The following is a 15,276-nucleotide window of genomic DNA, read 5'->3' as shown; positions in this document are numbered from 1 at the left end:
GGTCACAGGTGAGTCAATCTAATAGCATGGCAGCGAGCCCGCCGAAAAGACATAATCTGAAAACAGTGGCGGCGGCGTTACAAGTGTCAGTGGCCACAGTATCAAACGCTTTTAACAGACCCGATCAACTGTCGGCAGATTTGCGGCAAAAAATTCTGCAACAATGTGCTGAGCTTGGTTACAGCGGACCCAATGCCGCTGCCCGTAGCTTGCGGACCGGTAAATCTGGCATTGTGGCTATATTGCTGTCGGATACGCTGGAGTATTCCGTCAGTGATCCGGTGGCCAATCAACTGATCAAAGGTGTGGCCGAAGTGTTGCAACAGCAAGGCCGTGATCTGTTGTTATTATCCGGCACACATAACAGCAACAGCAGCAGCGCCGAAGCGGTGCCAGATGGCTTTATTTTGTATGGTGCGCCCAATAACCCGGCGCAGCTGGAACGGATCCTGCGCCAGCAAAAGCCGTTGATTAGCGTCGATTGTAATATTCCGGGCGTGGCTTCGGTCAACATTGATAACTTTAGTACCGCAAGGCAGAGTGCCTTGCATGCGTTTAGCCGGATGGCCGGTAAAATTGCTGTGCTGGGACTGAGATTAATTGAATCAGACCGGGTGTGCCGGATCCAGCCGCATGAGCTTTATGCATCTGAACAAGCGATATCAAGGCGCCGGCTGGAAGGTTATCTGGCTGCTGCCGAAACGGCCGGGCGGGAGATCCCGGCGCAAGCGGTCTGGCATATTCCGGTCAATCAACATGAGCAGGCGCTGATGGCGGCGCGGGAAGCCTTGCAACAGGCTGAACGACCGACGGTGTTACTTTGTATGAGTGATCGAATTGCACTGGCCGCCCTGATGGTGGCGCGCGAACTGGCCATCGCTGTGCCGGAGCAACTGGTGATTGTTGGTTTTGATGGCATTGAAGAAGGTGAACGTTGTTTCCCGGCCCTGACCACTATCCAGCAGCATAGTGCCGAAAAAGGCCGGGTTGCCGCCAGACGTTTGTTAGCTGGCGATCTGCACGGTGAAACCGAATTGGCCTGTGATTTGGTGATCAGGCAAAGTTGTTAATGGGTTCGTCGTGATGTAACACCAGGTTGAGGTGCACCGCGGCATTGATGGCAAACAGGGAGAACCACATGAGCGCAGCAGCAGTGCTGGAAGTGATTTACCGGGTTGAACCTGGTTGTCTTGGTCCACAAGGCAAAGATTATATTGAAGATTTTTGTCAGTTTTCCCAGCCGCTGGTGACTGCCCATACCGCAGGTTTTATGCGTTGGATCCTGACGCCCAGATTTGACAAATCCTTACCAGAGATGCAGTGCACACTGGCTGGCCGGACCCTGAGCCCTTCACAAGCGCAGCGTTATTTTGCCCTGTACGGTGCTGATGCGGACAGCCTGGAGGCTGAGTTGAATGAACAGCTGACCTTATTGATCGATCAATATTTTGGCCGCTGGTGAACTTAGCCCTGTTGTCGACTGCTGCAGAAACTATTTGCAGAACTTTTTGAAAGCTATCATATTCATTTTGTTGCATATAATATGGTTGAGTTGCAGCTGCCCCCGGTGGCAGTTCATTCGCTGCTAGTGTGAGTTTGCTATCGAGCCCGCAAGTACTATTGCACGCAATCATCTGTTATCGACGTCATCAGGTCGTTATTATTTCAAAAGGAACAGCAGGCATGTGGTTACGGAATTTTCAAATTGGTCAGCGGTTGCTGGCGGCTTTTACCTTAGCAGCTCTTATCATCCTGACGGTCGGGCTGTCCGGTTTGTTCAGTATGTCGACGATGCGAACTGCTGCAGACGAAGTGGAAAATAATGTGTTGCCGTCTGTGGAAACGCTGGCAGCAATGAATGTCGATATGATGCGGGTCAGGGTGCTGACATTACGGCTGTTACTGAGTACCGATGACGCCGCCATCGCTGATGTGCGCAGTAGGCTCACCCAATTGACCGCGACGCTGAAAGTGACGCAGCAAAAGTACGAGCAATTAATTTCCTATCCGGGTGAACGTGAACTCTATCAGAGCTTCAGCCGCCATCAGCAAGATTACTTTAACCAGCAACAGCAAATCATTGCAGCCTTTGACAGTGATGATAAGACCAAAGTGCAGCAGTTGATAGAGTTACTGAATCAGCATTCGGATGCGATGACCAAAGAAATCTACAGTTTGATGCAACTGAATAAAGAGTTTGCCAGCAAGAGCAGCCAAGCTTCGGTGCAAACTTACAGCAATAGCCGCACTTTGATGATGACGCTGATTGTGCTGGGTTTGTTATTTAGCATGGTGATTGCGATGCAATTAAGAAACAGCATAGTGCGACCTGTTGCCGCTGCTGTTGAGCTAGCCGAGGTGGTGGCGGATGGCGATTTAACCCAACAAATCCGCGTTAGCGGCCGGGATGAAATTAGTCGGTTGCTGGCTGCGCTGGCTGCAATGCAGAGCAAGTTGCGTGATGCCATTTCCCATATCGCCAATTCTTCGGATCAACTGGCTTCAGCTGCCGAAGAGCTCAATTCAGTGACTGAAGATGCCTCGCGCGGCTTACAACAACAAAATGATGAAATTCAGCAAGCGGCGACTGCAATCACTGAAATGAGTGCGGCGGTCGACGAAGTGGCGCAGACAGCGGCGCAAACGTCTGAATCTTCAGTGGCTTCTGCCAAAGTGGCGACCCAGGGCCAGCAGCAAGTGGAAGCGACAGTTGGTGCTATAGTCCGGATGACAGAAGATGTGGCCATGACATCAGGTCTGATTGGCGGTCTGGCCCAACAGGCGCAGGACATTGGTAAAGTGCTGGATGTGATCCGGGCTATTGCCGATCAAACTAATTTGCTGGCGCTCAATGCTGCTATCGAAGCTGCCCGTGCCGGCGATGCCGGTCGCGGTTTTGCCGTGGTGGCGGATGAAGTCAGAGCGCTGGCACATCGCACCCAGCTTTCGACCCGCGAAATTGAAGGCATGATTGCGAAGGTGCAAGGCGGTACCAAAGAAGCGGTTGATGCGATGCAACACAGTACCGCAACGGCCGATGAAGCCTTAAAAGTCGCTCGTGGTGCAGGTCAGGCACTGGCTGAAATTACCAGCCAGATTAATAAAATCAGTGACAGCAATCTGGTGGTCGCCAGCGCAGCGGAAGAGCAAGCCAAAGTGGCACGTGAGATTGACCGGAACATTGTCAACATTAGCGATCTGGCAACTCAAACAGCGGCAGGCGCCAATCAAACGTCCAGTTCGGCGCAACAATTGTCCTTGCTGGCAGTGGAGTTAAATGCCCTGGTGATCCGCTTTAAAGTTTGAGCCGCGCTGTGGTGGCTTTTTGCTGTACACTTTTGCATATCAACGAGGCGGCTAAAATAACCAACCTGCTGAAGTTGCATGCAGGTTGGGTAAAATAAAATCTGATGCCCAGGTATCAAATTTAACTTAAGGCAGGCCGTTGGTAACTAGCGCTGACGGCTGATGATAATCACTAAAGCAAAGGATGCATTGATGCATTTCAAATGGCTGTTTGCTGTTTTGTTGTTATGCGGCTGGTCAGCCCTGGCGCAACCGCAACCGCAACCTCAACTGCAACAAACCGTCGCGGCAGGGGCTTTATCAAAGGCGGAGATCCAGGTCACCATCCGCAATATTGCCGATGAACTACAACATCATTACGCCGAGCCTGCGACCGGCAAAACCGTTTCAGCACAGCTATTGGCAAAGTTAGCGCTGGGGGAGTTTGACGGTTATTCAGACATTTCGCATTTAAAGCATCAACTGACACATTGGCTGGTGCAATCGACGCGGGATCCAAGTCTGAGCTTATTTGAGCACGATGATGCTGCGTTGTTAAGTGAGCCGTCAAAGCAGCGGGCTGCGGCCGCCTTGCAGCATGATGCTGTCAAGGCTGAGATCTCAGCGCATAATATTGGTTACTTACAACTACGCGGTCAGTTTAATTTCCCGGATAACGCTGCGGTGCTGGCGCAGCAGTTACAGTTTTTAGCCGGGGTTGATGCGTTAATCATTGATCTACAACAGGCCGACAGCGGCAAGCTGTCTTTGGTACAGCAATTACTCAGCTATTTTGTGCCGCCGGGTACTGAACTGGCAAGGCTGAAATTTAACCAGCATACCGATACCCTGATTGCTGCGCCAATTCCTTCTGCGGCCAGGCTGAAGCAGGAGTTACCCCTTTATATTGTTACGTCAGCTTTTGTGGCAGGCGGCTGGGAGCTGTTTGCCGATACGCTACAAAAACGAAACCAGGCCGTGATTGTCGGTGAAACCACGATGGGGATCCACCAGTTGGAAACTGTGGTCAAAGTCAGCGACAAATTGTCATTGCAATATAGCCATGGCGTGATTGCTCAGCCTAAAGCTCCGGCCAGCTGGGCTGAGCAAGGGGTGGTGCCGGATTATTTTTTCGATGCTAAAGACGCCGTGGCAAAAGCCCATGCGCTGGCCGTGGCCGAAGTGAAGGCCAGCCCCAACTGCAGTGGCTGCAGCTTTAAAGATCAGCCGGTGATGCCATAACGACGGCGAAAGGCCACGAGCCCCTGCGGGCTAAAACGAATCACTCGGCTGTCAGGTTCGCGGCTGGCCCATGCTTTGGTTAATAAATCCGTCAATATCCAGTGGCCGAGGGCACCTGCTAAATGATTGCGTCTTTCACTCCAATCAAGACAAGCTTTACATAGGGGTCTGGCGCTGGTGTTCAGCTTAGAAAAATCGACCTGGCAGTGCTGGAAAAATTCAATGCCCTGGCTGGTGAGGTTCACCTGATCGACATGGTCGGTAATCAATTGTTGGCGTAGCAGGCTGTCATACAAGGCGACTGCGCTTTCACCCGCCAGATGATCATAACAAACCCGTGCTTGTCGCAATGCGCTATCGGCCGGACCTGTGGCAACCTGCTGGCTGCTGCTGGCGCTGATGCTCAGCAATTGTTCCAGTAATGCTGCCACCCGATGGTCTTTGAGCTGAAAATATTTATGCCTGCCTTGTTTGCGGACACAGATTAAATCGCCACCTAGTAGTTTTGCCAAATGACTGCTGGCAGTTGGCGGCATAATATCTGCTTCCAGTGCCAGTTCGGTCGCCGTCAGTGCTTTCCCCCCCAGCAGCGCGGTTAGCATCCTGGCGCGGGCGTTGTCGCCTATCAGCATGGCCACGACGGCAATATTAGGTTCCATCTCAGTTTTCTCTATAGTTCGATGCCCATCGAAGCATTTCAAATTTGTTTGATTACACTGCCAGGCAGCAACAACAAACAACAGGACCTATGGATGAGCATTACATGTTTTATTGAGTACCGGCTTGACCCGTTTAAATTGGATTTATTTGCCAGGTATGCCGAGCAATGGGGGCAGATTATACCTGCCTGTGGGGGTCAGTTGCTGGGTTATTTTCTACCCCATGAAGGCAGTAATGATCGGGCCTTTGGCTTAATTAATTTTCATAGCCTGGCCGACTATGAAGCCTACCGCCACAGATTAAAGCACGATAGTGCAGCGTTGCAGAATTTTGCTTTTGCCAGACAGCATCAGTTTATTTTGCAGGAATGGCGCTCTTTTTTAACCCAGGTGCCGTCAACTGCGCAGCAGCCTGCATTGAGGTCGTTATGATCGCGGTGATTTTTGAAGTGACCCCCAACAGTGATGGTACCGATCGCTACTTTTCGTTGGCGGCCGAGTTAGCAGCCTTGCTGCCAACCATCGACGGCTTTATTTCGGTAGAGCGGTTTGAGAGTGTGACCAAGGCTGGCAGTTATCTGTCCTTGTCGTTTTGGCGCGATGAACAGGCCGTCCAGGCCTGGCGTCAGCATTGGCAGCACCAACTGGCGCAGCAACAGGGTCGTGACGGCTTATTTGCCAGTTACCGGCTCAGAGTGGCGACCGTGGTGCGTGACTATGGCCTGGCTGATCGTCGGCAAGCGCTACCTGCCACTGAATTTGCCAGTACACAAAGGATAACCCAATGAAATTATTAATATTAGCTGCACTAAGCCTGTTGCCCATACTCTCAATCAGCAGCGATGCCGCCACGAAGGAAACAACGGATAACATACAGATGAATAAAACGGTGCCACAATTTTATCAGATCAGCAGCCGGATCCCTCAGCTGAAGCTTGGCTTGCAGCGTTACAGTTCGAAGCATGTTACACCAGCGGGTACCATTTTATTGGTGCATGGTTCATCTTTTCCCGCAAAACTTTCCTTTGCTTTTAAAATGGCCGGCCAGTCCTGGGTCGATCAGTTAACCGCAGCTGGTTTTACAGTGTATACCGTCGATTTTTTAGGTTATGGCGATTCAGATCGATATCCCGAGATGGTGCAACATCATAAAGCCGCACCGCCGCTCGGGCGGGGCGCTGTGGTGGCTGAGGATTTGAATTTAGCGGTCGATTTCATTCTGAGCCAGGAACAACAAAGCAGGATTGATCTGATCGCGCATTCCTGGGGCGCCGCTGTGGCCGCCAGGTTTGCCGGCGAACATCCGGCGAAAGTGCATCGTTTGGTGTTGTATGCGGCTATTACCGCAGTGGTCAGCAAAGAAAGCAGGCCTGTCAGTCAAGTACCGGCTTATACGGCAATGACGCCGCAACAAAGGGTAGCAGCGTTAAATGCGCTGGCGCCTGCAGAGCAAAGACCCTTACTGGCGGCTGAGTTATTCCAGCAGTGGGGCCAGGCGTGGTTGGCCTCTGATCGATACCAGCAGGATTCGATGGTGCTGTTTCCGGCAGGACCGCAAGCGGATGTGGACGATTTTTATCGTGGAAAGTCGTTTTATGATCCTGCGAAAATTACTGCCAAAGTGTTATTGATCCGCGGTGAATATGACAACTATCCCACGGCGGAGCATAGCAAGCAGTTGCTGAAGGCATTAGTGAAAGCAAAACTCAAGCGTGATGTGGAAATAAAACAAGGCACTCATGTACTACATCTGGAACAAAACCGGCAGCAACTTTATCAGTCGGTCAGCGATTTTTTATTAAAAACAGCTCAATAGCTATGCTATCGCAGTCGGAAAGTGTTGCTGACTGCGACAGCGCAACGGGTTGACCAGATTATTGGGTGCTGGTTGCCGGTAAGGTGGCAGCTATCACCTGACCGTCTTTTAACATAATTTTGTGACCAGGTTCAGTCTCCATCCGCACGGTTTTTAATTCACCTTTGTGTAGGTAACGCACATCATAACCAACAGTGCGTTGTTTTTGCTGCTGCACTGTTTTACAGACTTTTTTGCTGCGGCTTTCTACATCACTGTTTTGCATGTCCTGTTGCACTTGTTTGCCAGCATAACCGCCGGCGGCAGCTGCTGCCACAGTGGCCACTTTTTTACCAGACCCCCCGCCGATTTGATTGCCCAGCACACCGCCAACCACTGCACCTAATACGGTCCCGGCGATTTGATGATCGTCCTGTACGGCTTTTTTCTGCTGCACAATCACATCTTTGCATTGTTCCACCGGCTCGCTGTAACTTTCCAGCACCGCTTTGCTGCTCACCACTTCAGCATATTGTGGTTCCTGATCCAGATATTTATAACCAGCGACTGAACCTAATGCGGTTACAGCAATAGCACCCAGAATTGAACCTACTAACATTGAATTATTCATGATGATGTCCTTAAAACAGCCAATTGGCGAAGATAGCTGCAATTTAACCGCGGTTGGCTGTACATAAGCTGAATGCTATGGCCGACATGTTCAATCAGCAGCAACATCGACATTTTTTTGCCGTTTGGTCGAAACGCGGCCAGCCGATTCGACTAACAGAGCAACAGCAGTCAAAACAACAGGAGCAATTGATGCAACAGGTTGAACAACAGATCCGTCAGCAATTAACTTTATGGTGTCAGGCAGTGGCGACAAAAGATTTAGCGCAGATCCTTGCCATCTATGCGCCGGATATCCGGGCCTTTGATGCGGTATCTAAGCTGCAATTTCGTGGTTTAGAGGCTTATCGGGCGCATTGGCAGTTGTGCTTATCCCTTTGTGGTCCTTCATGCTTTGAGCTGGCACAACTGGAAATCAGTGCCGGTAGCGAGCTGGCGTTTAGTCATGCGCTGACCTTGTGTGGCGGCAGCAATGCAGAGGGTGAGATGCAAAGTAGCTGGTTACGCTGTACCCAATGCTGGCAATTGCTGGATGGGCAGTGGCGGGTGGTGCATGAGCACTTTTCAGTACCATTTGACAGCAGTACCGGCGAAACCTTATTTTCATTACAGCCTGAATAAGGAAATGAGCAGCATGAAATACCTATGTTTGGTTTACAGTAACGAGCAGTTTTTACATTCGTTGCCACAAAGTCCAAAGGATGCCGAATGTATGGCCTATGCCAGTCAGGTGGCCGCCAGCGGCCGTATGCTGGCCGCTGAGGCACTGCAGCCGGTTGCCACGGCGACTACTGTGCGGTTGCGCAATGGCCAGTTGTTGCTCAGCGATGGTCCATTTGCCGAAACTAAAGAGCAACTGGCTGGTTTTTATTTAGTGGAAGCCCGCGATTTAAACGAAGCTTTGCAACTGGCTGCAGGCATTCCGGCTGCCCGGGTTGGGTCGGTTGAAGTCAGACCGATCCGGCAACTGGCTGCTGAGCCGACGCTGTAATCCTCGATGGCGACGGCATGCCAGCAGCAACTGGCGGACTTGTATCAACAGCATTCACGTCAGTTGCTGGCAACATTGATCCGCTTGCTCGGTGATTTTGACCGGGCTGAGGATGCGTTGCAGGAAGCTCTCAGTGCGGCATTGCAACAATGGCCGGAGCAGGGCATACCGCAAAACCCGTTGGCATGGTTGATCTCGGCGGGGCGTTTTAAGGCCATTGATAAAATGCGGCAACAGCGTCGTTTTGTGGCGCTGGATCCGGAGTTATTCAGTCAACCAGAGACAGATGTCTGGCCGCAACTTTGCCAGGCTTTGGTCGATGACGCAGATCCGGCTTTGCAGAGTGAACTGTGGCCGGATGATTATTTGCGGCTGATTTTTACTTGCTGTCACCCGGCGCTGGCGGTGGAGGCGCAGCTGGCACTGACGTTACGTGAAGTCTGTGGTTTAACCACTGAACAGATAGCCCGGGCATTTTTGCAAACTGCCCCAACACTGGCGCAGCGCATAGTGCGGGCGAAACAAAAAATTAAAGCGGCGGCGATCCCTTATCAGATCCCGCCACCACAGCAGTTGCCGGAGCGGCTGCAAGCGGTGCATAAAGTAATTTATCTGCTGTTTAACGAAGGTTACTCTTACCCCCAGTTCTCACAGCCCCAGCACAGTTCTGTTAACGATACACAGTTAGCCCCCAACTTGTGCGAGCAGGCAATCCAACTGGCGCGGCAACTGCTGCTGTTACACTTTGATGCTGAAAGTTGTGGTTTGCTGGCGTTGTTGTTATTACAGCATGCCAGACGACATGCCAGGCGCTGTCCACAAGGGAAGATAGTGTTGTTAGCTGCGCAGGATCGCAGTTTATGGGAGCAGGCCATGATCAACGAAGGTTTGCAACTGACCGAGCAAGCATTGACGGCTGGCCGGATCGGGCCTTATGGGCTGCAGGCTGCGATTGCTGCCCTGCACGCCCAAAGCCGGGATAGCGCCAGTACCGACTGGCCACAAATCGCCGCGTTATATCAAGTGTTATATCGGTTGGAACCTTCAGCTGTAGTGGCATTAAATCAGGCGGTGGCACAGGGGATGTGTCAGGGGCCTGCGGTGGCCTTAACTTTGCTCCAGCCATTAGCGGCATTGCCAGAGTTAAAGCATTATCATCTGTTGTATGCGATTCGGGCGGATTTTTATCGTCAGTTGGGACAGCTGACGCAGGCCAAAGCCGATTACCGGCAAGCGCTCAGCTTAACGCAAGATCCGGCGGAACAACAATTTTTGCAACAGCGGCTGGCGGAGCTGGCCAGTTGCGCCTGATCCGGTGCTGGTCTGTGATGGCAGTTGATTGTTTGAGTGAAAACTAGCTTTAGGTTTGAAAGCACGAGCATTTTTAGCATATTTCGCCTATCTTGATAGCATGTTCAGCGGGCGACAGCGAACCCTTAGCGCGCGCCACCGATCGGGTGAGGAAAATCATGAGTAGTTTGTTGTCCAGTGTGGACCAGAGAACCAATATTGTTGGACAAAACCGGTTGGAACTGTTGTTGTTCAGGCTCAATGGCAGTCAGCCGTTTGGTATCAATGTGTTTAAAGTACGGGAAGTGTTACAGTGCCCTGAGTTGAGTAGCCTGCCTGGTGCCCATCCGAATGTCAGGGGCATTGCGCATTTGCGGGGTGAGCCTGTCACCGTGATTGATTTGAGTATGGCCACAGGCGGCGCAGCCATCACCGATTTAACCAATGCTTATGTGCTGGTGACTGAATACAACCGCCACACCCAGGGCTTTCTGGTGGCAGGCGTTGATCGGATTATCAGCAGTAACTGGGAACAAATTATGCCAGCGCCGCAAGGGGCAGGCAAAGCGCACTACGTCACCGCAGTGACCAAAGTCGACAACAAACTGGTGCAAATTCTGGATGTGGAAAAAGTGTTTTCCGAAATTTCACCGGTTGATGAAACCGTCAGTGAGTCGGTGAAAGAAAAATCCAAAGATATCGATTTTAAAAATCTGATTGTGCTGGTGGCTGATGACTCGGCGGTGGCGCGTAATCAGGTCAAGCGGGCGCTGGGTGCTATTGGGGTGGAAATTCAGACCGTAAACGATGGCAAATTGGCGCTGGACTGGTTGCTGGCCAAAGCGGCTGAATTCGGTGGTGATTTGTCGGTTAAAGTACCGCTGCTGATTTCCGATATCGAAATGCCGGAAATGGATGGGTATACGTTAACCGCCGAAATTAAAGCCCATGAGCAGTTGAAAAATATCCATGTAATTTTACACTCCTCGCTCAGTGGCGTGTTTAACAATGCCATGGTCAGTAAAGTGGGAGCCAATCAGTTTATTGCCAAATTCCATCCGGATGAGCTGGTATCCGCGGTGCAACAATGGATGGCAACCAGTACCGCACCGTAATTGTTGTGATAACCCAATAAAAAAACGCGCTAGTCGCGTTTTTTTATTGGGTTGCAGTGCATGGCTTGGCTGAGCACAGTCGTGTCAGCCATTTGCCTTAGTCTCTTTGCAGAGTTGTGGCTGAGGCTGGAAATAAGCGTGGCCACAGTAACTGAAAGGCCAATACCAGAGCGACCAGCCATAACAACAAACTATCGCCGGTTTTGCTGTACAGCGTGCGGCCCTGACTGAGACTGACCTCAGCCGTTAACACGCCGTCGCTAAATTGCGGCAGCACTGCTTGCAGGCTACCGTCAGGTCTGGCAATGCCAGTCACGCCATTGTTGGTGGCTCTGAGCAAAGGCCGGCCAAATTCCAACGCTCGCATCTGGGCAATTTGCATATGTTGCTGAGGGCCGATGGAATCGCCAAACCAGGCATCATTGCTGACCGTTAATAAAAAATCGGTTTGATCGGTAAAATTCGCCTGAATTTGTCGCGGGAACACAATCTCAAAACACAATGCTGCCAGTAAATGCAGACCATTGGCCTGTAAGTTGGGTTGTTGCCAGGCGCCACGGGCAAAAGAGCTGTTGGGTAAATCAAAAAACGGCGCCACATCCCGCAGCCAGCGCTCAAAAGGCACAAACTCACCAATCGGCAATAAATGGTGTTTCTGATAGCGGTTGCTGCTTTCGTAGCGATAATCGCCCTGGCTGGCCTTTTGTTGATGCTGACCCAGCACCACCATGCCGTTGTAAGCATCGCCATTGCGTTTGTAATCCAGGATGCCGGTGACAATAGCGCTACCTTGTTCAGCGGCCTGCAGATCCAGATTGATTAAATAAGCCTGCGCCAGCGGCTCCAGCTGTGGGATTGCCGCTTCCGGCCAGATAATCAACTGGCGGTTTAAATGCGGTTTGGTCAGTTGCAGATACTTGGTCATCGTTGGCAATTCCTGCTCTGGCGCCCAGCGCAGTTCCTGGCGGATATTGCCTTGCACCAGCGCGACACTGACGTCCTGGCCGCGATACTGCCAGCCATTGAACGTTGTCAGCAGGGGACTTAGCAGTAATAGTGGCCAGATCCACAGACCAGCCAGCCAACGCCGATGCAACAAGGGCACCACAGACGCAGCGGCCAGCACCAGCAGCAGTGTAATGCCCGTTTCGCCAATCAGCGGGGCAAAAGGCGCCAGATAGGCTTCAGTCTGACTATAACCTAATGACAACCAGGGGAAACCGGTAAAGAGCCAGGAGCGTAAGTTTTCTGCTAACACCCAGCAACAAGCGAGGATCAGGGCAAATTGGCCAGCCGCTGGTGCCAGCCGACGTGCCAGATAAGCCGCCAGTGCCGGAAACAAACTTAAGTAGGCCACCAGTAACGCCATAATACTCAGGCTTGCCAGTAATGGCATGCCGCCGAAAGTGGCAATACTGACATGCACCCAACTAATACCAAGTCCGAACCACCCCAAGCCGTAACAAAAACCCAGCCAGGCGGCCTGACGGGCAGAACCACTGCTGTGCAGCAGTAATGCCAGTAGTGCTAGTGTCAGCACGGGTAACCAGTGCTGCTGATAAGGTGCAAAGGCGAGGGTATTTAACAGTCCCGCCAGCAGCAGCAGCACACTTCGCAGCCACAGGGGCAGTTGTGCCAATCGCAACTGCCAGCCCTGTGCTGTGGTAAGCAGATAAGTTTGCAGCGGCGCGCCGTCGGCGGGCCGTTGTGGCTTTACTTCTTTGTTCAATCCAGTCCGTCCTGTTGTGACTTGGTTAGTCTGCGGCAGCGCCTTCGGTTTCGGCTGCCGGTTTTGGCCGGACCACTTGCAGTTGCACCAGTCGGCGGCTGTTGGCTTTGCTGACTTTAAAGGTCAGACCGCCCAGTTCAATGGTTTCGCCTTTGGCCGGCATATGACCAAAAGCATGCAGCACAATGCCACCTATGGTACCGGCTTCTTCTTCATCAAAACCAGTGCCAAAACTTTCATTAAACTCATCGACCGGCGTCAGGGCACTAACCATAAACACATGACTGCCCAGTTTACGGATATCGTCATCTTCTTCATCGTCGTGTTCATCTTCGATGTCGCCGACAATTTGTTCCAGAATATCTTCAATGGTGATCAGGCCAGACACGCCGCCGTATTCATCCACCACTATCGCCATGTGGTAGCGTTTTTGTCGGAATTCTTTTAACAGGGCATCGACTCTTTTGCTTTCCGGAATAATCACGGCCGGGCGCAATAAATCCCGCAGTTGCCATTCCACATCCGGTGTTAAGGCATACTGCAGGATGTCTTTGACAATCAGAATGCCTTCGATATGGTCTTTATCTTCATTGACCACAGGATAGCGGCTGTGATTATTTTCCAGCAAAATAGGCAGGAACTCCGCCAGTGGCTGGTCAATGTCAATAGTGGCCATTTGCGAGCGCGGCACCATGATATCGCGGGCGCGCATTTTGGAAACATCCAGCACGCCTTGCAGCATACCTTTGGTATCGGCATCAATCAGATTGCGCGAATTGGCTTCGGCAATGATCTCCTCCAGATCGGATACTTGTTGTGGTTCTGCAGTAAAAATGGCAGCAATACGTTCTAACCATGTTCTGGCGGCAGAACCGCGTCCCGAGTGTGGATTGTCGTCACCCATAATAAAAAAACCAGCTCCGTTAGTCTTGCATCAAATAAGGATCGGCAAAACCAAGTTCTGCCAGAATTTGTATTTCTTCCGCTTCCATTGCCAAAGCGTCAGTATCATTTATATGGTCAAAGCCAAGTAAATGCAAGCTACCGTGCACCACCATATGCGCCCAGTGTGCGGTCAGCGTTTTTTGCTGCTCTTTGGCTTCTTGCGCCACCACGCCAGCGCAAATCACTAAATCGCCCAGTAGCGGCAGTTCAATACCTGGTGGGCACTGAAATGGAAAACTCAGCACATTGGTGGGTTTGTCTTTTTCGCGATAATCAAAATTCAGTTGCTGACTTTCGCTTTCATCCACAATCCGCACTGTCACTTCAGCTTCGGCCTGAAAGGGCAAAATAGCCGCATCCAGCCATTGTTGGATCTGGCTTTCGGTCGGCAAATCGCTGGCAGTTGAAGCCAGCTGTAAATCCAGAATAATACTCATGGTGTCTCAGTATCGGGGCTGTTGATGATCTTTTTTTGACGGCTGCGGCTTTTTGCCGTGGTTTCGCTGGTAAGCGCCGTTGGCGTCGGCACCGGCATCGTTGCAGCGAGTCTGGCGGCTTGTTCGGCCTCGCGTTCCGCCTGCTTTTTCGCGGCAGCAGCCGCTTCAAAAGCTTCATAAGCAATGACTATTTTTTGCACCACCGGGTGGCGCACCACATCTTTGGCGGCAAAGTAGTTAAAACTCAGGGCGTCTACCGCCGATAATACGTCAATCGCATGCTTTAAGCCGGAATAAGTGCCACGGGGTAAATCGACCTGAGTGACATCACCGGTGATCACGGCTTTGGAATTAAAGCCAATCCGGGTTAAGAACATTTTCATCTGTTCGACCGTGGTATTCTGGCTTTCATCCAGAATGATAAAGGCATCACTTAAAGTACGGCCCCGCATATAGGCCAGCGGCGCGATTTCAATGGTGCCACGTTCTAAGTATTTTTCTACTTTTTCAAACCCTAGCATATCAAACAGCGCGTCATACAGCGGACGCAGGTATGGGTCGACTTTTTGCGCCAGGTCGCCAGGTAAAAAACCCAGTTTTTCGCCGGCTTCCACCGCTGGGCGGGTCAGCACAATGCGCCGCACCTGATTTTTTTCCAGTGCATCCACAGCACAGGCCACGGCCAGATAAGTTTTGCCAGTCCCGGCCGGACCAATACCAAAAGTCACATCATGCCGCAGGATATTGGCGACATAACGGCTCTGGTTTGGATTACGGCCTTTGATCAGACCTTTTTTGGTCTTGATGCTGATTTCCTGCGCCTGTTCATCGACTTGCACCAGCGCCGCCGGGTGGCCAACCGCACTGATCGCCAGATGCACTTGTTCAGCGCTCAAAGGATGTGGTTTGCCATTGTTGCCCGCAGTTTCAGCATAGAGCTGTTGCACCAGTTGTTGCACCAGCGGTAGCTGGCTACTTAAGCCCAGCAGGCGAAACTTATCATCACGAAAACTGAGTTGCACCCGAAAATGCCGTTCAATCTGGCGGATATGGTCATCGAAGGGGCCACATAACAGCGACAGCCGTTGGTGGTCAGTGGGTTCTACAGTAAATTCAATGCTGCTGATTGGGTTATCCAAGGGTCCTGTCTCTGGTTAA

17 protein-coding genes are annotated in these 15,276 nt (G+C 51.6%); 11 read left to right on the top strand and 6 right to left on the bottom strand.

Features of this window, described 5'->3' with window-relative positions; all coding sequences use genetic code 11:
- The first annotated feature begins 8 nt into the window (after positions 1–8).
- The 4 genes from AC53GJ_RS15275 (at position 9) to AC53GJ_RS15260 (ending at position 4,527) form a co-directional block, all read left to right on the top strand.
- Complete coding sequence (locus AC53GJ_RS15275) at positions 9–1,070, top strand: LacI family DNA-binding transcriptional regulator (RefSeq protein WP_496728959.1); 1,062 nt, start codon at positions 9–11, stop codon at positions 1,068–1,070.
- 68 nt (positions 1,071–1,138) lie between these two features.
- Positions 1,139–1,462, top strand: coding sequence for a hypothetical protein (locus tag AC53GJ_RS15270; RefSeq protein WP_496728957.1), 324 nt, complete (start codon positions 1,139–1,141; stop codon positions 1,460–1,462).
- A 221-nt stretch (positions 1,463–1,683) separates the two neighbouring features.
- Positions 1,684–3,306: a methyl-accepting chemotaxis protein gene (locus tag AC53GJ_RS15265; RefSeq protein ID WP_496728955.1), complete on the top strand. Its 1,623-nt coding sequence runs from the start codon at positions 1,684–1,686 to the stop codon at positions 3,304–3,306.
- A 192-nt stretch (positions 3,307–3,498) separates the two neighbouring features.
- Positions 3,499–4,527 (top strand): S41 family peptidase, encoded by a 1,029-nt coding sequence (locus AC53GJ_RS15260; protein ID WP_496728954.1) that lies wholly within the window; start codon positions 3,499–3,501, stop codon positions 4,525–4,527.
- Here the strand turns inward: AC53GJ_RS15260 and AC53GJ_RS15255 are convergent.
- On the bottom strand, positions 4,509–5,186 hold the full coding sequence (locus AC53GJ_RS15255; protein WP_496728952.1) for an ArsR/SmtB family transcription factor: 678 nt from the start codon (positions 5,184–5,186) through the stop codon (positions 4,509–4,511). The genes AC53GJ_RS15260 and AC53GJ_RS15255 overlap by 19 nt on opposite strands.
- Positions 5,187–5,279: 93 nt before the next feature.
- Here AC53GJ_RS15255 and AC53GJ_RS15250 point away from each other — a divergent pair, with 93 nt between their 5' ends.
- From AC53GJ_RS15250 to AC53GJ_RS15240, 3 genes are read left to right on the top strand one after another with little or no spacing between them, the layout of a single operon-like run.
- Complete coding sequence (locus tag AC53GJ_RS15250) at positions 5,280–5,618, top strand: NIPSNAP family protein (RefSeq protein WP_496728950.1); 339 nt, start codon at positions 5,280–5,282, stop codon at positions 5,616–5,618.
- The gene (locus tag AC53GJ_RS15245) at positions 5,615–5,974 is read left to right on the top strand and encodes an antibiotic biosynthesis monooxygenase family protein (protein WP_496728948.1); all 360 of its coding nucleotides are present in this window, start codon (positions 5,615–5,617) and stop codon (positions 5,972–5,974) included. The genes AC53GJ_RS15250 and AC53GJ_RS15245 overlap by 4 nt, the downstream gene beginning before the upstream one ends.
- Positions 5,971–7,002, top strand: a complete 1,032-nt coding sequence (locus tag AC53GJ_RS15240; RefSeq protein ID WP_496728946.1) for an alpha/beta hydrolase — start codon at positions 5,971–5,973, stop codon at positions 7,000–7,002. Before AC53GJ_RS15245 ends, AC53GJ_RS15240 begins: the two co-directional genes overlap by 4 nt.
- A gap of 58 nt (positions 7,003–7,060) precedes the next feature.
- Here AC53GJ_RS15240 and AC53GJ_RS15235 read toward each other — a convergent pair whose 3' ends face one another.
- Positions 7,061–7,612 (bottom strand): glycine zipper 2TM domain-containing protein, encoded by a 552-nt coding sequence (locus AC53GJ_RS15235; protein ID WP_496728944.1) that lies wholly within the window; start codon positions 7,610–7,612, stop codon positions 7,061–7,063.
- 77 nt (positions 7,613–7,689) lie between these two features.
- Here AC53GJ_RS15235 and AC53GJ_RS15230 point away from each other — a divergent pair, with 77 nt between their 5' ends.
- The 4 genes from AC53GJ_RS15230 (at position 7,690) to AC53GJ_RS15215 (ending at position 11,007) form a co-directional block, all read left to right on the top strand.
- The gene (locus AC53GJ_RS15230) at positions 7,690–8,232 is read left to right on the top strand and encodes a YybH family protein (RefSeq protein ID WP_496728942.1); all 543 of its coding nucleotides are present in this window, start codon (positions 7,690–7,692) and stop codon (positions 8,230–8,232) included.
- A gap of 13 nt (positions 8,233–8,245) precedes the next feature.
- Positions 8,246–8,602 (top strand): YciI family protein, encoded by a 357-nt coding sequence (locus tag AC53GJ_RS15225; RefSeq protein ID WP_496728940.1) that lies wholly within the window; start codon positions 8,246–8,248, stop codon positions 8,600–8,602.
- A 6-nt stretch (positions 8,603–8,608) separates the two neighbouring features.
- Positions 8,609–9,913, top strand: coding sequence for an RNA polymerase sigma factor (locus AC53GJ_RS15220; RefSeq protein WP_496728938.1), 1,305 nt, complete (start codon positions 8,609–8,611; stop codon positions 9,911–9,913).
- A gap of 158 nt (positions 9,914–10,071) precedes the next feature.
- Positions 10,072–11,007: a chemotaxis protein gene (locus tag AC53GJ_RS15215; RefSeq protein WP_496728936.1), complete on the top strand. Its 936-nt coding sequence runs from the start codon at positions 10,072–10,074 to the stop codon at positions 11,005–11,007.
- A gap of 97 nt (positions 11,008–11,104) precedes the next feature.
- On the opposite strand, the gene lnt is transcribed toward AC53GJ_RS15215, so the two are convergent.
- The 4 genes from lnt to AC53GJ_RS15195 are packed head-to-tail and all read right to left on the bottom strand — an operon-like array spanning position 11,105 to position 15,257.
- Entirely contained in the window at positions 11,105–12,736 is a 1,632-nt protein-coding gene (gene lnt / locus AC53GJ_RS15210) for an apolipoprotein N-acyltransferase (RefSeq protein WP_496728934.1), read from the bottom strand.
- A 25-nt stretch (positions 12,737–12,761) separates the two neighbouring features.
- Positions 12,762–13,640, bottom strand: coding sequence for a CorC family transporter (locus tag AC53GJ_RS15205; protein WP_496728932.1), 879 nt, complete (start codon positions 13,638–13,640; stop codon positions 12,762–12,764).
- A gap of 19 nt (positions 13,641–13,659) precedes the next feature.
- Positions 13,660–14,118 (bottom strand): rRNA maturation RNase YbeY, encoded by a 459-nt coding sequence (gene ybeY / locus AC53GJ_RS15200; protein WP_496728930.1) that lies wholly within the window; start codon positions 14,116–14,118, stop codon positions 13,660–13,662.
- Positions 14,115–15,257 (bottom strand): PhoH family protein, encoded by a 1,143-nt coding sequence (locus tag AC53GJ_RS15195; RefSeq protein WP_496728928.1) that lies wholly within the window; start codon positions 15,255–15,257, stop codon positions 14,115–14,117. The genes ybeY and AC53GJ_RS15195 overlap by 4 nt, the downstream gene beginning before the upstream one ends.
- Positions 15,258–15,276 lie beyond the last annotated feature (19 nt).

It is taken from the genome of Rheinheimera sp. B2H12, assembly GCF_059620065.1.
The sequence above is the reverse complement of the archived record's forward strand: the minus strand, read 5'-3'. Positions and strand labels throughout refer to the sequence as shown.

What these genes read in the sequence shown, in the direction of transcription:
- AC53GJ_RS15270 (WP_496728957.1), top strand. Translation starts at nt 1,139, where the DNA reads ATGAGCGCAGCAGCAGTGCTGGAAGTGATTTACCGGGTTGAACCTGGT.
- AC53GJ_RS15265 (WP_496728955.1), top strand. Translation starts at nt 1,684, where the DNA reads ATGTGGTTACGGAATTTTCAAATTGGTCAGCGGTTGCTGGCGGCTTTT.
- AC53GJ_RS15260 (WP_496728954.1), top strand. Translation starts at nt 3,499, where the DNA reads ATGCATTTCAAATGGCTGTTTGCTGTTTTGTTGTTATGCGGCTGGTCA.
- AC53GJ_RS15255 (WP_496728952.1), bottom strand. Translation starts at nt 5,186, where the DNA reads ATGGAACCTAATATTGCCGTCGTGGCCATGCTGATAGGCGACAACGCC.
- AC53GJ_RS15250 (WP_496728950.1), top strand. Translation starts at nt 5,280, where the DNA reads ATGAGCATTACATGTTTTATTGAGTACCGGCTTGACCCGTTTAAATTG.
- AC53GJ_RS15245 (WP_496728948.1), top strand. Translation starts at nt 5,615, where the DNA reads ATGATCGCGGTGATTTTTGAAGTGACCCCCAACAGTGATGGTACCGAT.
- AC53GJ_RS15240 (WP_496728946.1), top strand. Translation starts at nt 5,971, where the DNA reads ATGAAATTATTAATATTAGCTGCACTAAGCCTGTTGCCCATACTCTCA.
- AC53GJ_RS15235 (WP_496728944.1), bottom strand. Translation starts at nt 7,612, where the DNA reads ATGAATAATTCAATGTTAGTAGGTTCAATTCTGGGTGCTATTGCTGTA.
- AC53GJ_RS15230 (WP_496728942.1), top strand. Translation starts at nt 7,690, where the DNA reads ATGGCCGACATGTTCAATCAGCAGCAACATCGACATTTTTTTGCCGTT.
- AC53GJ_RS15225 (WP_496728940.1), top strand. Translation starts at nt 8,246, where the DNA reads ATGAAATACCTATGTTTGGTTTACAGTAACGAGCAGTTTTTACATTCG.
- AC53GJ_RS15220 (WP_496728938.1), top strand. Translation starts at nt 8,609, where the DNA reads ATGGCGACGGCATGCCAGCAGCAACTGGCGGACTTGTATCAACAGCAT.
- AC53GJ_RS15215 (WP_496728936.1), top strand. Translation starts at nt 10,072, where the DNA reads ATGAGTAGTTTGTTGTCCAGTGTGGACCAGAGAACCAATATTGTTGGA.
- AC53GJ_RS15205 (WP_496728932.1), bottom strand. Translation starts at nt 13,640, where the DNA reads ATGGGTGACGACAATCCACACTCGGGACGCGGTTCTGCCGCCAGAACA.
- ybeY (WP_496728930.1), bottom strand. Translation starts at nt 14,118, where the DNA reads ATGAGTATTATTCTGGATTTACAGCTGGCTTCAACTGCCAGCGATTTG.